The following is a 19,897-nucleotide window of genomic DNA, read 5'->3' as shown; positions in this document are numbered from 1 at the left end:
GGACAAGGGGGGTTCGCAGCCATGGCCGACCGACCTTATCCGCCCCGCCTCGTCGACGTGGCCAAGGCCGCGGGGGTCTCACTGGCGACCGCCTCCCGGGCCCTGACGGGCAGCACCGGGGTCAGCGCCGAGGTCGCCGCCCACGTCCAGGCGGTCGCGTCCCAGGTGGGCTACGTGCCCAACAGCCACGCTCGGGCCCTGGCCGGCGGGCAGGCGTCCATGGTCGGGCTGATCGTGCACGACGTCGGCGACCCCTACTTCGGCGAGATCGCCAGGGGCGTGCTGCGCGAGACCGAGAGCCGCGGCTACATGGCGCTCATCAGCCAGACCGAGCGCGACCCGCGCGCCGAGCTGGCCAGGATCCGGGCGTTGCGCGCCCACCGCGTGACCTCGATCGTGCTGGCCGGATCCGGCTACGTCGAGGCGGGGACCGAGGCCGACATCGCCGCCGAGGTGCGCTCGTTCACGGCGGCGGGCGGCCGGGTGGCCGTCATCGGCCGCCACCACCTGCCGGTGGACGCCGTGCTGCCCGACAACGCGGGCGGCGGCTCCACTCTCATGCACCACCTGCTCGACCTGGGCCACCGCCGGCTCGGCGTGCTCGGCGGCCCGGCCAACCTGACCACGGTGGAGGACCGGCTGGCCGGGCTGCGGGCGGCGCTGGCCGCGGCCGGGCTCGACTGGCGCTCGTTCCCCGTGGTGCACGGCGACTTCACCAGGGAGGGCGGCGCGGCGGCCGCGGCCCGGCTGATGCGGGCCCACCCCGATCTGACGGCGGTGGTCGCGCTGAACGACCCGATGGCGGTGGGCGCGCTGTCGTGGCTGCTCAACAACGGGCGCAAGGTGCCGGGGGAGATCTCGGTGGCCGGGTTCGACGACGTGCCGGTGGCGCGCGACGTCTATCCGGCGCTCACGACGATCCGGCTGCCCATGGTCGGCATGGGCAAGCAAGCGCTTGAGCTAGTTCTCAAGCCGCCCGCCTCGCGCCCGCGCCGCCGCCGCACCTCGCACGAGCTGGTCGTACGCGCCTCCACGGCCCCACCGCCGCCTTGACAGCGCTGCACCGAGCCCCTTGACAGCCTGATCCACCGGGTTACGATCCGCTCGAAGGTCAACGAAAGCGCTTTCGGAAGCGCTTACGGAAGCACACCCGGCGAGAGGATCGATCCCGGATGTCAGCCTTTCGCACTCTCGTCCTGACGGCCATGCTCGCGCTGGCCGTACCGATCCCCGCGCAGGCCGCCACCGCCACCGCCGGCACCACCACCGGCACCACCGCCGCTGCCACGGCAGCGCCGGACTGCGGCCCCGGCCGCGCCAAGGTGAGGCACGTCGACGACGGGCGCAACTGGGCGCCCGTGACGCCCGCCAAGTGGCGGTTCCCCGGTGACCAGGTCATTCTCGCCGAGGCCGGCGTCGCCCGGCCGGGCCCGCGGCGGCCCTTCGAGTACGCGGTGCTGAAGACGGGCCCCGAGTTCGGCTCGGTGCGGATCGACGCCCAGGTCCGCCTGGACACCCCGACCAGCGTCAGCAACCGCGACGTGATCATCGTGTTCGGCTACCGGTCGGACACGGAGTTCTACTACGTCCATCTCTCGCAGGACAACACCATCTACCCGCACAACGGGATCTTCGTCGTCAACAACGCCGACCGCCTGCGCATCGACGACCAGTGGAACGGCCAGGTGGGCGCGCCGCCCGCGGTCACCGACGCGGAGTGGCACCGCGTCCGCGTGACCCACTGCGTGGAGACCGGCCGCATCGAGGTCTACATGGACGGCGCCACCACGCCGCTGATCACGGCCACCGACCGCACGTTCGCGTCGGGCCGGGTCGGCTTCGGCTCGTTCGACAACATCGGCAGGATGCGCGACATGACCGTCAAGGGCGCCCCGGCCTGCGACAGCGCCGACCAATAGCCCCCCGACTCCCCCTGGTGGTGAGCAGGTATGCCGAAAACCCTCCGGTGCCTGATCGCCGTGGTGCTGGCGACCGCGTTGTGCGCGCCGCCGGCAGCCGCGCAGGCCGATCCGACCCCCGTCGACGACCCCATTCCCGAGAAGCCCGCCGCCTCGGGGCTGACGCTGACGCTGGAGGAGTTCGCCTCGTTCCCGAAGAGCGAGCCGATTCCCGAACCGACCGACGCGCGCCTGGTCCGCTGGGCCAGGATCAACTACCTGGGCGAGGTCCCCGACGGCTCGCGCCGCCTGTTCGTCAACGACCTCAACGGCAAGCTCTACTTCCTGGACAAGGGCCGGCCACGCGAATACCTCGACGTCGGCGCCGCCTTCGCCCCCGATTTCGTCTCCGGGCGCGGCCTGGGCAGCGGGTTCGGCTTCGCCGCCTTCCACCCCGAGTTCGCCAGGAACGGCAAGTTCTACACCGTCCACACCGAGTGGGGCGCCGCGCTGACCACGAAGACCCCCGACCTGACGCCGCAGCCCGGCACCAGGTTCCACGGCGTCATCACCGAGTGGACGGCCACCGACCCGAAGGCGAACGTCTTCTCCGGCACCCGCAGGGAGGTGCTGCGGCTCGGGTTCAGCGGCCAGATCCACGGCATCCAGCAGATCGACTTCAACCCGACGGCCCGCAGGGGCGACAAGGACTACGGCCTGCTGTATGTCGCCGCGGGAGACGGCGGGCGCGGCTCGTCCAGCGACGACCCGCAGAACCTGGCCATCCCGCAGGGCAAGATCCTCAGGATCGACCCGGCCGGCACGAACGGCGCCAACGGCAGGTACGGCATCCCCGCCGCGAACCCGTTCGCCGGCCAGGCCGGCAGGCTCGGCGAGATCTACGCGTACGGCATGCGCGACCCGCACCGCTTCAGCTGGGACCCGCAGGCCGGCAACCGGCTGTTCCTCGGCCACATCGGCGAGCACGCCATCGAGGCCGTCTACGACATCGGCGCCGGCGACAACCTGGGCTGGAGCGAGCGCGAGGGTTCGTTCGCGTACAGCAAGACCGACCGCTGCCACCTCTACACGCTGCCGGACGACGACGCCCAGTACGGCTACACGTACCCGGTGGCCGCCTACGACCACGACCCGCCGCCTGGGCACCCCTGCACCGCCGACAGCGGCCACGCGATCACCGGCGGGTTCGTCTACCGCGGGCAGCGGCTGCCGCTGCTGTACGGCAAGTACCTGTTCGGCGACATCGTGGACGGCCAGGTCTTCTTCACCGTCGCCGCCGAGATGGACGAGCGCAGCGGCCGCCGGGCCACGATCCACAAGCCCCGGCTGGTGGACGCGTCCGGCAGGCAGCTGACCATGCAGGACCTGGCCGGGAGCACCCGCGTGGACCTGCGCTTCGGCCGGGACGGCGCGGGCGAGCTCTACGTGCTGTCCAAGGCGAACGGCAAGATCTGGAAGGTCACCAAGGCCGGCTGGACCGCGCCGGACGTGCTGCCGACCCTGCGCGATCACCTCGTGGCCGCGTACGACTTCGAGCACCCGCTGCCCGGCGACCCGGCCCAGGAGCAGGACCAGGGCCTGTCGGGCACGAACATCACGCTGGTCAACGGCGGCACCGCCATGCGCGTGGCCGACAAGGCCTACCGGGGCAGCACGTACGCGCTGCAGACCCGCCAGGTCGACCCGGCCGCGACCGGCAACGACGACTGGAAGGCCGGCGTCTACGGCGCGGACGGCGTGCCGACGCTGCGCGCGTTCAACGCCGTCAAGGGCGTCACCGTCATGGGCTGGTTCAAGATGCTGGGCGACGGCCCGGCGCCCAACTCCAACACCGCGGACCCGGCCGACTCCTTCAACGCGATCGGCCTGGCCGGGGTGCTCAGCGGCAACTCCCAGGGGCACGACGTCCGGGCCCTGCTGGAGCTCATCACGGTGAACGGCGAGCTGCGGGTCGTGGCGCTCGCCCGGCGCGTGGACGGCGGCGCCTCCCAGACGTTCGCCGCGAACAAGCCCTGGCAGGAGGTGCTGCCGCGCGACCAGTGGGTGTTCCTCGCCGCGACGTACGACTTCGACACGGCGACGATGAAGCTCTACCGCAACGGCCGCCCGCTCGACGGGTTCTACTCGGTGACCGGCGACCCGTGGGGCGTCCAAGGAGACCCCGAGCCGGACCTCACCTCGGCGACCGACCCCCGAGGCATCAAGATCGGCGGCAGCTACCCCCAGAACACCAGGGAGCAGAACCCCTGCGACTGCCGGATGGACGGCCTGATGTTCCTGGACAGGGTCGCGGCCGCGGCCGAGGTCCGGGCCCAGTACGAGCTGGCCAGGGCCCGCTAGCCGACGGTCTTCATCTGCTTCGTACGGTGATCGGTGAGATGGAGGTCGCCGCCGAGCCGCTCCTTGAGCACGTCGAGCACCTTGCGGCTGGACAGGACGGTCCAGAGGTTGCCGACCAGATGGGGGTTGTACTCGGGGGCGGCGTCCATCCAGGCGTCCTTGCCCGCCTGCGTCTTGAACGTCGTGACGAAGAACTCGCCATCGGGGGTCCTGCAGTAGCCGGTGCGGATCTCGGCGGCGTTGACCTGCATCTTCGGCTTGCAGCCGACCTTGGCCGAGAGCTGCTCGACGGTGAGGGGGGCGGCGCTGCCCTGCTTTCCGGCTGCTGCGACATAGCCGCCGCCGCTCCCTGAGGAGCAGCCGGCGACCAGTCCGGCCAGCAGCGCGAAAGCGGCCAGACGTGGGAGTGTCGTCATGTGCGAAGGTACGCGGGCCCACCCGCCCCGGTTCACCCCATACCGATTGGTTACTTCGGCGGCGCCGGCGTCTGGGAGACCCTGTGGTCCATCAGGTGCAGGTCGCCGCTGAGCGGCTCCTTCAGCTGCTCCAGCACCGGGAGCGGGCCCAGGACGGTCCACTGCGGGCCGACCAGGTGCGGGTTGTACTCCGGTGCCCGGTCCATCCACTCGTCCTTGAGCTTCTCGCTGGCGAACGTGTTGACGAAGAACTGGCCCGCCTTGGTCTTGCAGTAGCCGGTGCGGAGGTCGGAGGCCTCGACCTGCATCTTCGGCTTGCAGCCGACCTTGGCGGAGAGTTGTTCGACGGTGAGGATTGCCGCTGGTTTCTGCGTTTCGCCCGCTGCGACGTAGTCGCCCCAGCCCCCTGAGGAGCATCCGGCGACCAGTCCGGCCAGCAGCGCGAAAGCGGCCAGACGTGGAAATGTCGTCATGTGCGGAGGTACGCATCCCCTATCGCCCCGGTTCACCCTGAATTCGCCTAAAACCGGAGCGATTCCATCAGCGCAGGATGACGCAGCCCTGATCGCGCAGCCGGCGCAGCACCTCGGGCTCCCCATCGAGCTTGTTCCACCGCAGGTCGAGCTTGTCCAGCGGGGGCAGGCTCGCGGGCAGCTCGCGCAGCCGGTTGTTGCGCAGGTCGAGGTGCCGCAGACCGGGCGGCAGGCGGTCCGGCAGCTCGCTGATGTGGTTGTTGCGCAGGTCGAGCACGCGCAGCTCGCCCAGCTCGGCGATGGACGCGGGCAGCCGGGTCAGCCGGTTGCCCTGCGCGTGCAGCTCCCGCAGCCTGCCCAGGCCGCCGATGGCGCCGGGCAGCGACTCCAGCCGGTTGCCGTAGAGCCGCAGCTCCACCAGCGCGGCCATCCGCCCCAGCGACTCGGGCAGCCGGGTGAGCCGGTTGTCGGTGAGGTTGAGGTACGCCAGCCGGTCCAGCCGCCCGATCGCCTCCGGCACCTCGGTGAACAGGTTGTCGCTCAGGTAGAGGTAGTCGGTCAGGTCCAGGTCGCCCAGCTCGGGCGGGACGGAGGTGAGCCGGTTGTGCCCCAGGTCCAGCATGCGCAGCCGGGTCAGCCCGCCGATCGCGGCCGGGACCTCGGTGAGCGCGTTCTCGGCGAGGTTGAGGGATTCGAGGCCGGTCAGCTTCCAGAGCGAGCCGGGCACGCCGGTCAGCCCGTTGCCGCCGGCGGCGAGGTGCCGCAGGGAGGGGCTCAGCCGGTCGGGGATCGCGCCGACGCGGTTGCCGTACAGGAAGAGCACCTCCAGGTGCGGCGGGCAACCCGGGAAGGACGTCAGCTCGTTGCCGTCCAGGTGCAGCGCGCGCAGCGCGGTGAGCCCCGACAGGTCGGGCAGCGAGCGCAGCCGGTTGCCGTCGAGCCTGAGCTCCTCCAGCGCGGAGAGCCCGGCCACCCAGGCGGGAACCTCGGTGAGGTCGTTCCAGGCCAGGTCGATCAGGCGGACGTCGCCGGGGACGGCGGGGAACGAGGTCAGGCCGGAGCCGGGCGCGCGCATCCAGGGATCATCGCACGGCGGCGCGCAGGTCGAAGAGCTCGGACGGGGAGATGGGCATGCGGTCGATCTCGATGCCCTCGGCGTCCTCGACGGCCGCGGCGATGACCGCTGAGACGGGGATCACGCCGGCCTCGCCCGCGCCCTTGACGCCGAGCGGGTTGAGCGGCGAGGGCGTCTCCAGGTGGGCGGTCTCGACGCGGGGGATCTCGGTGGCGTACGGCATGAGGAAGTCCATGAAGGAGGCGTTGACGAGCTGGCCGTGCGAGTCGTACACCATCCGCTCGTAGAGCGCCCCGCCGATGCCCTGCGCCACTCCCCCGTGGATCTGGCCCTCCACGATCATGGGGTTGATCAGCCGGCCGCAGTCGTGCACGACCGCGTAGCGCACCACCTTGATCTCGGCCGTGTCCGGGTCGGTCTCGACGATCGCCGCGTGCATGCCCGACGCGAACGTGGACCTGATCGGCGAGTAGTAGTCGCGCCCCTCCAGCCCCGGCTCCTCGCCCTCGGCGACCGGCGGCCGGTCCGGGGAGGCGGTGCCGGCGAACTGGGTGGCCTTGGCGGTCTCGTCGTCGAAGGCGTAGCGCAGCGGGTTGGCCAGCACCGCCACCGTGGACAGCGGGACGGACGCGGTCGGCGTGCCGGCCACGTGCACCATCCCGTCGGTGATCTCCAGGTCGGCCGGGTCGGCCTCCAGCGCGTCGGCGGCGATGCGCAGCGCCTTCTCGCGTACTTTCCTGCAGGCCAGCGCGATGGCGTTGCCGCTGACGACGGCCGCCCGCGAGGCGAACGTGCCCACGGCGTAGCCGAACCTGCGGGTGTCGCCGGTGACCACGCTCACCCGCTCGATGGGCACGCCCAGCTCGGTGGCGGCGATCTGCGCGAACGCCGTCTCGTGCCCCTGCCCCTGCGAGGTGAGCCCGGTGGACACGTGCACCCGCCCGTCGGAGGTCACCTGCACGTGCCCGCCCTCGTACGGCCCCACGCCGGTGCCCTCCACGTAGCACCCGACGCCGATGCCCCTGCCGGGCCGCGCCTCGAAGGAGTCCCAGCCGATCAGCTCCTTGATCATGCGGAGCATCTCGGGGTAGTTCCCGCTGTCGTAGATCAGCGGCCGGCCGTCCTGGAACGTCATCCCCTGGTCGTACGGGAACTCGTCGGGCCCGATGAAGTTGACCTCGCGCACGTCGGTGCGGTCCTTGCCCAGGTAGCGGGCGATCTTGTCCATGGTCCGCTCCATGCAGAACACGCCCTGCGGCCTGCCGGCCCCCCGGTAGGGCGTGACCTGCACGGTGTTGGTGTAGACGGCGGAGAACTCGACCCGGTACGCCCCGATCTTGTACGGCCCCAGAAGCTGCGTCGAGGTGATGATCGGCACGATGATCCCGTAGGGCGTGTAGGCGCCGTGGTCGTGCAGGATCGTCACGTCCAGGCCGAGCACGCGGCCGTCGTCGTCGAAGCCGACCCGTACGTACTGCACCTGCCCGCGCTCGTGGGCCGAGGAGATGAAGTGCTCCCTGCGGTCCTCCGTCCACTTGATCTCGCGCCCGAGCGTCATGGCCGCCCACGGCACCAGCACCTCCTCGGGCCACGGGTGCACGATCTTCACCCCGAAGCCGCCGCCCACGTCGGGCGCGATCACCTCGACCTGCGGGAGCGGCAGTTCGAGCGCGGCGGCGACGGCCATGCGGACGCTGGTGGAGGTCTGGGTGCTGGAGTAGACGCGCAGGTCCCGGCCGTCCCACCGGGCGTACACGCCGCGCCCCTCCAGGGGCATGCTGGCGCTGCGCTCGATGTCGAGCCGGAAGGCCAGCGTGTGCGGCGCGGCCTCGATCGCCTCCCGCGCGCCGCGCCCGTCCGTGCCCGCGACCTCCTGGACGAGGTGCGCGCCGACGTTCCCCGGCACGTCCTCGTGCACGAGCTGGGCGCCCTGCACGGCCTCCTCCAGGCCGACGACCGGCTTGAGCAGCTCGTAGCCGACCTCGATGAGCGCGCAGGCGTCCTCGGCGGCGTACCTGTCCTCGGCCACGACCATGACCACCGGCTCGCCGACATGCCTGACGATCTCCCTGGCCAGCGGGTACGCGGTGCGCCCGTGCGTGAGCGCCGGGTGCGGGATCAGCAGCGGCAGCGGCCGGCCGACCCGTTCGGGCAGGTCCTCCCAGGTGTAGATGGCGACGAGCCCTTCGACGTCGAGCGCGGGGTCCACGTCGATGTCGCGGATGCGGGCGTGCGCGTGCGGCGAGCGCACGAACGCGACGGCCAGCGCGTCGCGCCCGAGGTCGTCGAGGTAGCGGCCCCGGCCGGTGAGCAGCCTGGGGTCCTCCCGCCGCTGCACGGGCTCCCCGAACAACCTCGTCGTCATGCTTCCTCCGCCAGCAGCTCGGCGGCCCGGTGGACGGCCTTGACGATGTTCTGGTAGCCGGTGCACCGGCACAGGTTGCCGGAGATGCCCTCCAGCACCTCGTCGTCCGTGGGGGCCGGGTTGTCCCGCAGCAGGGCGGTCACCGTGCACAGGAACCCCGGCGTGCAGAACCCGCACTGCAGCCCATGACACTCGGCGAACGCCCGCTGCACTGCCGACATCTCATCCGGGGCGCCCAGCCCCTCGACGGTGGTGATCTCGGAGCCGTCCACGCTGACCGCGAACGTCAGGCACGACCGGATCGGCTCCCCGTCCAGCAGCACGGTGCAGCAGCCGCAGACGCCGTGCTCGCAGCCGACGTGGGTGCCGGTCAGGCCGAGGTCGTGGCGCAGGCAGTCGGACAGCAGGCGGCGGGCGGGCACGCCGACCCGCCTGGCGGTGCCGTTCACGACGAGCGTGATCTCATGTTCCACGGGCGCCTGCCTCCCTGGTCGCGTTCCGTACGGCCCGCTCGGCCAGCACGCCCACGAGGTGGCGGCGGTAGGCGGCCGAGGCGTGGATGTCGCCCTCGGGTTCGACCCGGTCCCGTACGATCCGCGCCGCGTCCGCCGGGCTCTCCGTCACGTCCACGACGACCGGCACGGGGCCGACGCCGATGCAGGCGACCCTGGCGGCCTCCACGCGGCCGTCCTCGTCGAGCGTGACGACCGCGCAGACCCCGGCCAGGGCGTAGTCGCCGTGGCGCCGGGCCACCTCTTCGAAGGCCGTCCCGGTACGCGGACCCAATGCCGGGAAATATGCCGACACGGCCAGCTCTCCCGGCTGGACCGCCGACTCCATGGGCCCGACGAAGAACTCCTCGGCGCCCACGTCGCGTACCGGCCCCTGCCAGCGGGCCACCTGGACGGAGCCGCCCAGGACGGCCAGCACGGCGGGCAGCTCGGCGGCCGGGTCGGCGTGCACGAGGCTGCCCACCACCGTCCCCCGGTTCCTGATCACCGGATGGGCGACCAGCCTCAGCGCCCGGCTCAGCAGCGGGTGCGCCCCGGCCCGCTCCGCCCGCGCGTGCCGGACCGTCGCCCCGACCCGGACGCCCTCCCGCGTCGTCTCCATGGCTTCCAGCCCCTGGACGCGGTTGATGTCGACGAGATGCTCGGGGGCGGCCAGCCGCATGTTGAGCATGGGGATCAGGCTCTGTCCTCCGGCCAGCACCTTCCCCGGCACCTCCGCGAGCGTCCGGAGCGCCTCGCCGAGATCGCGGGGCGCGTGGTACTCGAACGGCGGCGGTTTCACCCGGCCTCGCTCCCGGCCGGGCGGGCGGGCCGTCCGGCGATGGCCCGCAGCAGGTGGTATCCGCCCAGCACCACGATGGTGCCGAGCGCGATCCCCTCAAGGGAGAAGTCGCCGCCGATGAAGTGGCTCACAGGTCCGATGGCCAGGATGATGCCCGCGCCGATCGGAACCATGTTGACGGGGTCGGAGAAGTCGACGCGGTTCTCGATCCAGATCTTGGCGCCGAGCAGGCCGATCATCCCGTACAGGATGACGGTGACCCCGCCCAGCACGCCGCCCGGGGTCGCGGCGACCAGCGCGCCGAACTTGGGGCAGAGCCCGAACAGGATGGCGATGATCGCGGCGATGTAGTAGGCGGCGGTCGAGTAGACCTTGGTGGCCGCCATGACGCCGATGTTCTCGGCGTACGTGGTGGTGGGCGAGCCGCCGACCGCGCTGGCGACCATGGTGCCCACGCCGTCGGCCGCCACCGCCCGGCCCACGTACGGGTCCACGTCCGCCCCGGTCATCTCGCCGACGGCCTTGACGTGCCCGATGTTCTCGGCGATGAGCGCGATGACGGCGGGCAGCACCAGCAGCACGGCGGAGGTCTTGAAGTCGGGGGCGTGGAAGTCCGGCACCCCGAACCAGGGCGCCGAGGCCACGGAGTCGAAGTTCACCCGGTCGTGCGGGAAGGCCGTGGCCACGCAGTACGTCCCCTCGGCCGGGCAGCTCGCGCCCGCCGCGTCCCGCAGGTTGGCGCCGGGCAGCGCGGACGTGACGGGGCCCGCGGCCTTGTCCAGCACCCACGACAGCACGAACCCCGCGATCAGCCCGACCAGCACCCCGATCCGGCCGACGAACCCCTTGAAGAGCACGATCACCAGGAACGTGACCAGCATGGTGACGAGCGCGACCCAGTGGTCCTGTGGCCAGTAGACGTCCGCCACCACATACGCCAGCCCGAACCCGATCAGCATGACGACCGCCCCCGTGACCACGGGCGGGAAGACGCGGTGGATGATCTGCACGCCGAGGAAGTGGATGGCCAGCCCGGCCAGCGCCAGCACGAACCCGGCGACCAGGATCGCGCCGGTCACGATCGCGTCCGCGCCCGCCGTGTCACCGCCCCAGGCGGCCCTGATGGCCAGCACCCCGCCGACGAAGGACGCGCTGGTGCCGAGGTAGCTGGGCACCCTGCCCTTCACGATCAGCAGGAACAGGATCGTCGCGACGCCTGACATCATCACGGCGACGTTCGGGTCCAGCCCCATCACCAGGGGGAAGACGAACGTCGCGCCGAACATCGCGATCACGTGCTGCGCCCCGAAGCCCACCATCCTGGGCCAGCTCAGCCGCTCGTCGGGCCTGACCACCTCTCCGGGCGCCAGGTGCTTGCCGTCACCGTGTTTGGTCCATCCCGAAACCATGAGAGCCCCTCTTGTGCTGGGGTTGCCGAGCTGCGCTCGGAGCCTGGGCCGGCGACACGTTCCGTTGCGGGCACATTAGGCCCGCCGTCACGCTCCTACACGGGCATGATCTGCCAAATCTACGCGGAGGGCCAGTGAAAACCTCGCGCACAAGAGATCTGTTTCGCTGTTAGGCCGGTCCGGTGCGGCGGGCGGCTACTCCACCCGGATGGAGAACCCCTCGCCGCTGACCACCTGTCCCGAACGGATCTTGGCGCGCTTGCGCAGCTCCACCTCGCCGTCCACCAGCACCATGCCCTCGGCGACCAGGTGCTTGGCCATGCCGCCCGTCTCCGTGATCCCGCAGTATTTCAGCAGGTCGCACAGCGGGATGTACTCGGAACGCAGTTCGAAATCCACAACCCCAACCCTAGATGCCGCGCATCCGCAGCACGTGCAGGGCCAGGGTCAGGTTGAGGCGCAGGTGCGGGTCGTCGGTGAAGTTGCCCAGCAGGCGCTCCAGCTTCCCGATCCGGTAGCGCAGCGTGTTGTAGTGGAAGTGCAGGCGCCGCGCCGTCTCGGCCACGTTCAGGTTGGTCTCCAGGAGCACCTGCAGGGTGCGGCGGAGGTCGGCGTTCTCGGCGTCGGCGTCGGCGGCCAGCGGGCCGAGCGTCTCGCGGACGAAGGCGTGCAGCTCGTCGGTGTCGTTGACCAGGGACAGCAGCCGATAGACGCCGAGCTGGTCGAAGTGGGCGACCGCTCCGGGCCCGTGCAGCTGGCGGCCGACACGGGCCGCCTTCAGCGCCTGCGAGTACGCCTCCGGCAGCGTCTCCGCCCCCGGGCTGGGCCGGGACGTGCCGGTCGAGAACGTCGCGGGCGGCACGTCGGCGAAGGCCGAGGCCGCGTCCTTCGCGACCCGGGTCGCGTCGATCGAGGCGTCCACCACGGCCACCACCTCGTGCGAGAACCCCGCCACCGCCCCGCGCGGGTCGTGCCGGCGCATCGCCGCCGTCCAGCACGCCACCAGCCGGTCCTGCGCGCTGCGCTCGTCGCCGTCCGGGTCCAGCTCGGCCACCAGCACGGTCACCGGGCGCGCCAGGTCCCACCCGAACGCCCGCGCCCTGGCCGTCACGCGCTCCGCCGAGCCCGCCCGGCCGGTGAGGACGTCGCGCAGGAAGTCGGCGCGGTACTTGCTCTCGACGGCGTTGACCGCCTCCTGCCGGGTGACGACCAGCGCGGCCACGGTGGCGGCGCGTTCGAGGATGCCGACGTCGCTGTCGCGGATCGCCCCGGACGGGCTGTAGGCGACGATCCTCCCGTGGTGATGGCCCCCGGCCAGCACGGGCACCGAGGCGAACGACCGTGCCCGCCCCGAGGCGGGCGTACGGGGCGGCCCCTCCTGGGAGATCGACTCGCGCAGGACGGCCACGTGCTCGGCGGGCCCGGCGGTGGCCAGCGTGCGGCCCGAGCCGTCCACGGCCGCCACCGACACGTCGAGCAGCTGGGCCACCTCGGCGGCCACCTCGTTGAGCCCGCCGCCGGCCAGCACCACCTGCACCAGCGCCCGGTGCGCCTCCTCGGCGCGGGCGAGCACGGCGGCCTGGCGGTTGAGGATGTCGGTCAGCACCTGGTTGAGGATGTCGTCGAACCCGACGTCGTTCGGCAGCAGGATGAGCGGGAAACCCAGCCGGTCGGCCTGCTCGACCATCTCGTCGGGCAGCTCGTCCACGTACCGGCCGAGCTTGATCGCCAGCGCCGACAGGCCGCGCTCGTCCAGGTCGGCGACCAGCCGGCCGAGCGACTGCGGCGTGTTGCGCAGCGGGTAGCCGGTGGTCAGCAGCAGCTCGTGCGGCTTGACCCAGGCCAGGATGTCGGGCACTTCCATCACGTTCAGCCGCTGGACGATGCGGCCCAGCCCGCTCTCCCCCGCGATCAGCCGGGCCTCGGCGAGGGTGGAGACGCCGAGCACCTCTCCGACGGAAACGCCGTGAATGATCGTCCCGGTGCTGGCGAGACGGACGGGGGGCTCCATGTGGTCGATTGTGACCCCAGAAGCCGTCTGTCAGGAAGAGCCAACCTTCCCGCTGACTGTTGGCAAATTTCTCCGTACGGAGGGTTGCCGGAGCGCTTTACGGTCAGGTCCAAGGTCGGATGGGAGGTTCGGTGACCGTCAGTACTCATGCGAGGCGTACCCGCATCCACGTCACGGGCGCGGCCAGCACGGCGGTGCGCCCCGTCCTGGAGTCGCCGCGCCGCCCCGCCCGGGTGCTCGCCGCGTTCCCGGCGGGCGTGTATCTCGAGGTCAGGACCGAGCTGGAGCCTTCGGTGATCGCCGTCATCACGGGCACGGCCACGCGCCTGCCCAACTCCGTGCTGCTGGCCGGCCCGCTGCCGAGCGTCACGGTGGGTGATGACGCCTCGGTGGGCGACCGCAACATCGAGCTGGGGCCGCTGAGCCTGGGCGTGCGCCGCTGGTGGGACCCCGCCCCGCCGCTCGGGCGGATCGATCGGGCCCGGCTCGCACACGCGGCCGCCCGCTTCGGCGACCCGCCGCAACCGGGGCTGGTCAAGAACGGCGCCGTCGAGCTGCTGGCGGACAGTTGCGCGAAGGGCTGGCTGCTGGGCGCCGTGACGGCGGCCGAGCAGCTCATGGGCCTGGGGCCCGGCCTCACGCCGAGCGGCGACGACGTTCTCGCGGGCCTGCTGGTGACGCTGCGGCACCTGGGCGCGGCGGCCGGGGCGGAGCGCGCGGTCTGGCTGGCCGACTGGCTGGCGGCGACGGTGACGTTCGACGCGAGGACGCGTACGACGCCCATTTCGGCCACGCTCCTGCACTGCGCGGCCAGGGGCGAGGCCAGCCCCGAGGTGACCGCCGTGCTGCGCGGCGTCACGGGCGCGCAGGCCCTCGAACCGGCCCTGCGCCGCCTCCACCGCCTCGGCCACACCTCGGGCTCCGACCTGGCCCAGGGCGTCGCCATCGGCGTGACCGCCGTCCTCGCGCTGAGCGGGCCCCGATGACCGCCGACAAGGTGCTGGTACGGAAGGGCGCGTACGTCGACTCCATCTCCCTGATGCGCATAAGTCGGGCGCTGACCGAAATGCCGGGCACAGAGGCCGCCATGGTCGCCATGGCCACCGAGCTGAACCTCGGCATCCTCCGCGACCTGGGCTTCACCGTCCCGCCGGCCGGCCCCGGCGACCTCCTGATCGCCGTACGCGCCCGCGACGCCGCCGCGGCCGTCGAGGAGGCCGACCGGCAGCTCGCGACCTTCCGCCGCCCCGAGGGGAACCCGGCCGACCAGCCCCCGCTGACCACCCGCTCGGCCGCCAGAGCCCCGGCCGACCTGGTGCTGGTCTCCACCCCGGGCGAGCACGCCTTCGCCGAGGCGCTGGACGCCGTCCAGGCCGGGCTCCCCGTCATGATCTTCAGCGACGGGGTCCCCGTGGCCCAGGAACGGCGGCTCAAGGAGCTCGCGGAGGCCGCGGGCGTCCTCGTGATGGGCCCCGACTGCGGCACCGCCGTGATCGGCGGCGTCGGCCTGGGCTTCGCGAACGTCCTCAGCCCCGGCCCCGTCGGCGTGGTGGCCGCGTCCGGCACCGGGGCCCAGCAGGTGACGTCCCTGCTCGACTGGGCCGGCACCGGCGTCAGCCACGTGCTCGGCGTGGGCGGCAGGGACCTGTCGGCCGAGGTGGGCGGCCTGTCCACGCTGCGGGCCCTGCGCCTGCTCGACGAGGACCCGGCCACCGAGCTGATCGTGCTCGTCTCCAAGCCGCCCTCCCCCGAGGTGGCGCGGACCGTACGGGACGCCGTGGAGCGGCTGCGCACGCCGGTGGTGCCCGCGCTGCTCCCCGAGCCCGACCTGACGGAGGCGACCGAGCAGGTGCTGCGCGCGCTCGGCCGGCCCGTGCCCGAGTGGCCGTCCTGGCCCGCGTGGTCGGGCAAGCAGAGCCGGGCCAAGACGATCAAGGGCGTCTATTCCGGCGGGACGCTCAGCGCCGAGGCCGCGCTGGTCGCCGGGACGGGCGACTTCGTCGACTACGGGGACGACGCCTACACCAGGGGCCGGGCGCATCCCATGATCGACCCGACCCTGCGCGTCGAGGCGCTGGCCCGCGCCCACGAGACGGACCTGGTGCTCATGGACGTCGTGCTCGGCCACGGCGCCGACCCCGACCCGGCCGCCTCGCTCGCGCACGCCGTCGCCCGCACGCCCGCCACCGTCGTGATCGCGCTCGTCGGCACCGAGGGCGACCCCCAGGACCTGCACCGCCAGGCCGCCGCCTTCCGCGAGGCGGGCGCGGCCGTGTTCACCTCCAACGCCCAGGCCGCCCGGCACGCCAGGAGCCTCCTTTGAGCCTGCTCTCCGTCCCGTCCCGCGTCATCACGGTGGGCGCCGACCTGCTCGACGAGGCGCTCAGGGCGCAGGCCGTCGAGACGACGCCGGTGTCCTGGCGCCCGCCGCTGCCCGGCACCGCCGAGGCCCTGGACGTGGTGCTCGCCGACCCGCGCCGGCAGGCCGCCAACGAGCTGGCCGTCAGCAGGCTGACCTCCGCCCGCCCGCATCTGGTGGGGGTGCGGCGGGCCTCGGAGGTGCTGGCGGCGGGCACGTTCCTGCACGCGGGCCCGCCCATCACCTGGGAGCGCGCGTCGGGCCCGATGCGCGGCGCGCTGATCGGCGCGATGCTGCTGGAGGGCCTGGCGGGCGACGAGCAGGAGGCCGGGCGGCGGCTGGCGGCGGGCGAGATCGCGCTGCGGCCGTGCCACGAGCACGCCGCCGTCGGCCCGATGGCGGGCGTGGTGAGCCCGTCGATGTGGCTGTTCGAGGTGCGCGACGACGAGCACGGCGGCACCGCGTACTGCTCGCTGAACGAGGGCCTGGGCAAGGTGCTGCGGTACGGCGCCTACGGGCCCGAGGTGCTGGAGCGGCTGCGCTGGATGGACACGGTGCTCGGCCCCGCCCTGGCGGCGACCTTGGAGCGTGTGGGGCCGCTCGACCTGCGCTCGCTGATGGCGCAGGCGCTGCAGATGGGCGACGAGCTGCACAACCGCAACCGCGCCGCCACCTCGCTCCTGCTGCGCGAGCTGGCCCCGGCCGTGGTCGAGGCCGCCCCGGGCGTCGCCGCGGAGGTGCTGCGCTTCATCAACGGCAACGACCACTTCTTCCTGAACGCCGCCATGGCCGCCGCCAAGGTCAGCACCGACGCCGCCCGCGACGTGCCCGGCTCGTCCATGGTCGTCGCCATGGCCAGGAACGGCACCGACTTCGGCGTCCAGGTCTCGGGGCTGGGCGGGCGCTGGTTCACGGGGCCGGCCGGGGTGCCCGACGGGCTCTACCTGGGCACGTACGGGCCGGACGACGCGAACCCGGACATCGGCGACTCCACGATCACGGAGACGTCGGGGCTGGGCGGGTTCGCGATGGCGGCGTCGCCGGCCATCGTGCGGTTCGTGGGCGGCGAGGTGTCCGACGCGGTGCGGGCCACCCGTTCCATGTACGAGATCACGCTCGCCGAGCACCCCGCCTACCAGATTCCCGGGCTCGGCTTCCGCGGCACGCCGGTCGGCATCGATGTGACTCTCGTGGCGAGAACGGGCCTGCTCCCCGTGGTCAACACCGGCATCGCGGGCCGTGTCGCAGGAACCGGTCAAGTAGGAGCAGGGCTGGTCAAACCCCCTGTAGAGGCATTCACCACGGCATTGATCGCATTGGCGGAGCAAGCCATCTGAATGGCGACATATCCGCAGGTCAAAACCTTTGTAAGGATGCTTCAGCTTCCCTTGCGCATGGCCCGCCGATATCGTAACGAACCACTTTAAATTGCTCGTAGCGCGGGATGGGGGCGGGAACATGGCAGCCGACCGCTTGCTCAGCGGCCCCGGCGCGGAAGGAGGCGCCCCGGGCGGCGCCCCGCAGAGCCAGGGCCGTCTGATCGGCCGGCGTTACCGGCTCATGTCGCCTGTCGGCAGGGGCGGCATGGGGATGGTGTGGCACGCCCACGACGTCCTGCTCGACCGGGACGTGGCGGTCAAGGAGCTGATCCTCCCCTACGGGCTCGACACCGCGGGCCGGCAGGTGGCCCACCGGCGCGTGCTGCGCGAGGCCAGGTCGGCCGCGCGGCTGACGCATCCCGGCATCGTCACCGTGCACGACGTGGTCGAGGAGGACGGCCGCCCGTGGATCGTGATGGAACTGGTCCGCGCGTGGTCCCTGGAGCAGGCCGTACGCCAGAGCGGGCCGCTGCCGGTGCTGCAGGCGGCCGAGATCGGCATCCGGGTGCTGGACGCGGTCAGGCACGCGCACGCCGCCGGGATCCTGCACCGCGACATCAAGCCGGGCAACGTGCTGCTGACCCAGGACCGGGTGGTGCTGACCGACTTCGGCATCGCGGCCATCGAGGGCGACGTGACGATCACGCAGACGGGCCTGCTCATGGGGTCGCCCGCGTACATCCCGCCGGAGCGCCTGTCCGGGCAGCCGATCACGCAGGCGGCCGACCTGTGGTCGTTCGGCGCGACGCTGTACGCCGCCGTCGAGGGGCGGCCGCCGTACGAGGGGCCCGATCCGGTGGCGGTGCTCGGCTCGGTGCTCACGCAGGAGCCGATCGAGCCCCAGCGGGCCGGTTCGCTGGGGCCGGTGATCGAGGGCCTGCTGCGCAAGGACCCGGCCCAGCGGCTGACCTCCGACCAGGTCATCGAGATGATGGAGGCGGTGCTGCGCGCGCACGGCTCCGTCCGGCCGCGCCCGGCCGCGCCGCTGCCCGCCCCCGGGCCCACCCCGGATGACGGACCGGCCTCCGGGCTGCTGGAGTCCCCGTCGGGGCCGATGCCCTCGCGGATCGTGGAGACGCCCTCGGGGCCGATCCGCGTGCCGTACGACCCGCTGACCAGCCCGTCCGGCGGCCACTCGATGCCGTACGACGGCCTGACGAGCCCCTCGGGCAACCACCGGACCGACCAGCTGGTGCCGCCGCCACCCGAGTTCGGCGGCCCTCCGGGGGCCCGGCGTCCCTTCGGCGCGCCCTCGGGCCCGCACCGGGTCACCGGGAACCTCGGCGACGACTCCGGCCCGCAGCCGGCGCCGATCCTGCCGCTGACCACGGACAGCCGCACGTCCGCCGCCACCCCGTGGCCGCTGGCCTCGGCCGAGGACCTGCGCGAGCAGTCGCGCGACCTGTCCCGCGACCTCGGCCACCACCGCCTGGCCACGCTGCCCAGCGCGGCGCCGCGCACCGGCAAGAGCCGGCGCAGGCCCGACGAGGACGACGGGACGTGGGTGCGCCGCGGGCGGCCGACGCCGCTCACGATCATCAGCGCGCTCGTGGCGGTGGCCGCCGTCGTGGGCGTCGTGATGGTGCTCATGCCGGGCGGATCGCCGTCCCAGGTGACCGCCGTCACGCAGGCCGCGACGTCCGCGCCCGTCGAACCCCGGAACGCCGAGCCCTCGGCGATACCCTCGGGCTACACCGAGCACGGCACGGCCGGGTTCGCCGCCGCCGTGCCCGCGGGCTGGAAACCGGCGGCGTCGGGCGGGGTGACCACGTTCAGCGGGCCGAAGGACTCCGGCATGCGGATCATGGTGCAGAAGGTGAGCCCGCAGACCGACGGAGGGCTGTCCGAGCTGAGCCGCCAGGAGGCCAAGGGCGGCGTGGAGGGCTACATCCAGGTGCAGCTCCAGGGCGTCGACTACCGCGGCTGGCAGGCCGCCGACTGGGAGTACACCTACACCACGGGCAGCGGCGTCCCCATGCACGCGCTCACCCGGTACGTCTCGATCGACGACATCACCGCGTTCAAGATCACGTTCGACCTGCCCGAGCTCAAGTGGGACGAGCAGGCGGACACCCGCAAGGTGTTCCTGGACACGTTCCGGCGGGGCGGCTGACGTATTGCACCATTCATTCCAAAACAGGTAATGTGCCCGCCATGGGCCGACCGAGGAAGTTCGAGGAGGAACGCGCCGTCGAGGCCGCCATGCGCGCGTTCTGGACCGCGGGCTACGAGGCCACCTCGACGCAGGACCTGTGCGCGGCCACCGGGCTCGGGCGCAGCAGCATCTACAACACCTTCGCCAGCAAGCACGACCTGTTCGCGAAGGCGCTGCGGCTCTACATGGACCAGCGCAACGCCACGCTCGCCGAGACGCTGGACGCCGACCTGCCGCTCAAGGAGAAGATCAGGACCGTCCTGTGGTGGGCCGTCGACCTCGACCCCGAGGAGCCGCCCGGCTGCCTGGTGGTCAACTCGATGACCGAGCTCGCCCCGCACGACCCCGAGATCGCCGAGTTGCTGCGGCGCGACAACGAGAGGCGGCGCGAGATGGTGCGGGCCGCCATCGAGACCGGCCGCGCGCGGGGCGAGCTCGACCCGGACAGGGACCCGCTCGCCCTGGCGCACTTCGTGTTCGCCGCCGTCAGCGGCCTGCGCGTCGCCGCGCGGGGCGGGACGGACCGGGACGGGCTCGAGTCGATCGCGGAAACCGCGCTGGGCGTCTTCTGACCTTCTCACGCCCTCATTTTGAACCGACCGATCCAAAGTCGGGTCGGGAGCAGACGAGGTGATGATGTCTGACGGTAGGGCCCAGGGCCTTTCTTCCGCCGGTTTCCCGGTCGGCTGTGCTTTCCCTGGTG

General features: G+C 72.4%; 17 protein-coding genes. 8 read left to right on the top strand and 9 right to left on the bottom strand.

The features are described from left to right. Positions 1 to 21 precede the first annotated feature (21 nt). The 3 genes from ACIBQ1_RS49200 (at position 22) to ACIBQ1_RS49190 (ending at position 4,259) form a co-directional block, all read left to right on the top strand. Positions 22 to 1,053, top strand: coding sequence for a LacI family DNA-binding transcriptional regulator (locus tag ACIBQ1_RS49200; RefSeq protein WP_397288706.1), 1,032 nt, complete (start codon positions 22 to 24; stop codon positions 1,051 to 1,053). A gap of 119 nt (positions 1,054 to 1,172) precedes the next feature. After that, positions 1,173 to 1,919, top strand: coding sequence for a hypothetical protein (locus ACIBQ1_RS49195; protein ID WP_397288704.1), 747 nt, complete (start codon positions 1,173 to 1,175; stop codon positions 1,917 to 1,919). A gap of 30 nt (positions 1,920 to 1,949) precedes the next feature. Beyond that, positions 1,950 to 4,259, top strand: a complete 2,310-nt coding sequence (locus ACIBQ1_RS49190) for a PQQ-dependent sugar dehydrogenase (RefSeq protein ID WP_397288701.1) — start codon at positions 1,950 to 1,952, stop codon at positions 4,257 to 4,259. On the opposite strand, the gene ACIBQ1_RS49185 is transcribed toward ACIBQ1_RS49190, so the two are convergent. The 9 genes from ACIBQ1_RS49185 to ACIBQ1_RS49145 all read right to left on the bottom strand — a co-directional run bounded on the left by ACIBQ1_RS49185 (position 4,256) and on the right by ACIBQ1_RS49145 (position 13,301). After that, positions 4,256 to 4,675 carry a hypothetical protein gene (locus tag ACIBQ1_RS49185; RefSeq protein WP_397288699.1) on the bottom strand — a complete coding sequence of 140 codons (420 nt, stop codon included), beginning with the start codon at positions 4,673 to 4,675 and terminating at the stop codon, positions 4,256 to 4,258. The genes ACIBQ1_RS49190 and ACIBQ1_RS49185 overlap by 4 nt on opposite strands. A gap of 50 nt (positions 4,676 to 4,725) precedes the next feature. Next, entirely contained in the window at positions 4,726 to 5,148 is a 423-nt protein-coding gene (locus tag ACIBQ1_RS49180) for a hypothetical protein (RefSeq protein ID WP_350722606.1), read from the bottom strand. Positions 5,149 to 5,215: 67 nt separating this feature from the next. After that, positions 5,216 to 6,223, bottom strand: coding sequence for a leucine-rich repeat domain-containing protein (locus ACIBQ1_RS49175; RefSeq protein WP_397288697.1), 1,008 nt, complete (start codon positions 6,221 to 6,223; stop codon positions 5,216 to 5,218). Between the two features lie 7 nt (positions 6,224 to 6,230). Further along, on the bottom strand, positions 6,231 to 8,588 hold the full coding sequence (cutA, locus tag ACIBQ1_RS49170; protein ID WP_397288695.1) for an aerobic carbon-monoxide dehydrogenase large subunit: 2,358 nt from the start codon (positions 8,586 to 8,588) through the stop codon (positions 6,231 to 6,233). Beyond that, on the bottom strand, positions 8,585 to 9,061 hold the full coding sequence (locus ACIBQ1_RS49165; RefSeq protein ID WP_397288693.1) for a (2Fe-2S)-binding protein: 477 nt from the start codon (positions 9,059 to 9,061) through the stop codon (positions 8,585 to 8,587). The genes cutA and ACIBQ1_RS49165 overlap by 4 nt, the downstream gene beginning before the upstream one ends. Next, a complete protein-coding gene (locus ACIBQ1_RS49160; protein WP_397288692.1) occupies positions 9,051 to 9,881 on the bottom strand; it encodes an FAD binding domain-containing protein in 831 nt (276 codons plus the stop codon). Before ACIBQ1_RS49160 ends, ACIBQ1_RS49165 begins: the two co-directional genes overlap by 11 nt. Continuing rightward, positions 9,878 to 11,290, bottom strand: coding sequence for a uracil-xanthine permease family protein (locus ACIBQ1_RS49155; protein WP_397288690.1), 1,413 nt, complete (start codon positions 11,288 to 11,290; stop codon positions 9,878 to 9,880). The genes ACIBQ1_RS49160 and ACIBQ1_RS49155 overlap by 4 nt, the downstream gene beginning before the upstream one ends. A 195-nt stretch (positions 11,291 to 11,485) precedes the next feature. Beyond that, positions 11,486 to 11,689 (bottom strand): RNA-binding S4 domain-containing protein, encoded by a 204-nt coding sequence (locus ACIBQ1_RS49150; RefSeq protein WP_355367490.1) that lies wholly within the window; start codon positions 11,687 to 11,689, stop codon positions 11,486 to 11,488. Positions 11,690 to 11,699: 10 nt separating this feature from the next. Beyond that, positions 11,700 to 13,301 (bottom strand): PucR family transcriptional regulator ligand-binding domain-containing protein, encoded by a 1,602-nt coding sequence (locus tag ACIBQ1_RS49145; protein ID WP_397288688.1) that lies wholly within the window; start codon positions 13,299 to 13,301, stop codon positions 11,700 to 11,702. A gap of 131 nt (positions 13,302 to 13,432) precedes the next feature. Here ACIBQ1_RS49145 and ACIBQ1_RS49140 point away from each other — a divergent pair, with 131 nt between their 5' ends. The 5 genes from ACIBQ1_RS49140 (at position 13,433) to ACIBQ1_RS49120 (ending at position 19,766) form a co-directional block, all read left to right on the top strand. Continuing rightward, the gene (locus tag ACIBQ1_RS49140; protein ID WP_397288686.1) at positions 13,433 to 14,287 is read left to right on the top strand and encodes a DUF2877 domain-containing protein; all 855 of its coding nucleotides are present in this window, start codon (positions 13,433 to 13,435) and stop codon (positions 14,285 to 14,287) included. Then, entirely contained in the window at positions 14,284 to 15,624 is a 1,341-nt protein-coding gene (locus ACIBQ1_RS49135) for an FdrA family protein (RefSeq protein WP_397288684.1), read from the top strand. The genes ACIBQ1_RS49140 and ACIBQ1_RS49135 overlap by 4 nt, the downstream gene beginning before the upstream one ends. Beyond that, a complete protein-coding gene (locus ACIBQ1_RS49130; RefSeq protein WP_397288682.1) occupies positions 15,621 to 16,997 on the top strand; it encodes a DUF1116 domain-containing protein in 1,377 nt (458 codons plus the stop codon). Before ACIBQ1_RS49135 ends, ACIBQ1_RS49130 begins: the two co-directional genes overlap by 4 nt. A gap of 121 nt (positions 16,998 to 17,118) precedes the next feature. Beyond that, entirely contained in the window at positions 17,119 to 19,152 is a 2,034-nt protein-coding gene (locus tag ACIBQ1_RS49125; RefSeq protein WP_397288680.1) for a serine/threonine-protein kinase, read from the top strand. A 41-nt stretch (positions 19,153 to 19,193) separates the two neighbouring features. Further along, positions 19,194 to 19,766, top strand: a complete 573-nt coding sequence (locus tag ACIBQ1_RS49120) for a TetR/AcrR family transcriptional regulator (protein ID WP_397288678.1) — start codon at positions 19,194 to 19,196, stop codon at positions 19,764 to 19,766. Positions 19,767 to 19,897 lie beyond the last annotated feature (131 nt).

Origin of the sequence: Nonomuraea sp. NPDC050153 (genome assembly GCF_044460125.1) — a bacterium.
Taxonomy (GTDB): domain Bacteria; phylum Actinomycetota; class Actinomycetes; order Streptosporangiales; family Streptosporangiaceae; genus Nonomuraea.
The sequence above is the reverse complement of the archived record's forward strand: the minus strand, read 5'-3'. Positions and strand labels throughout refer to the sequence as shown.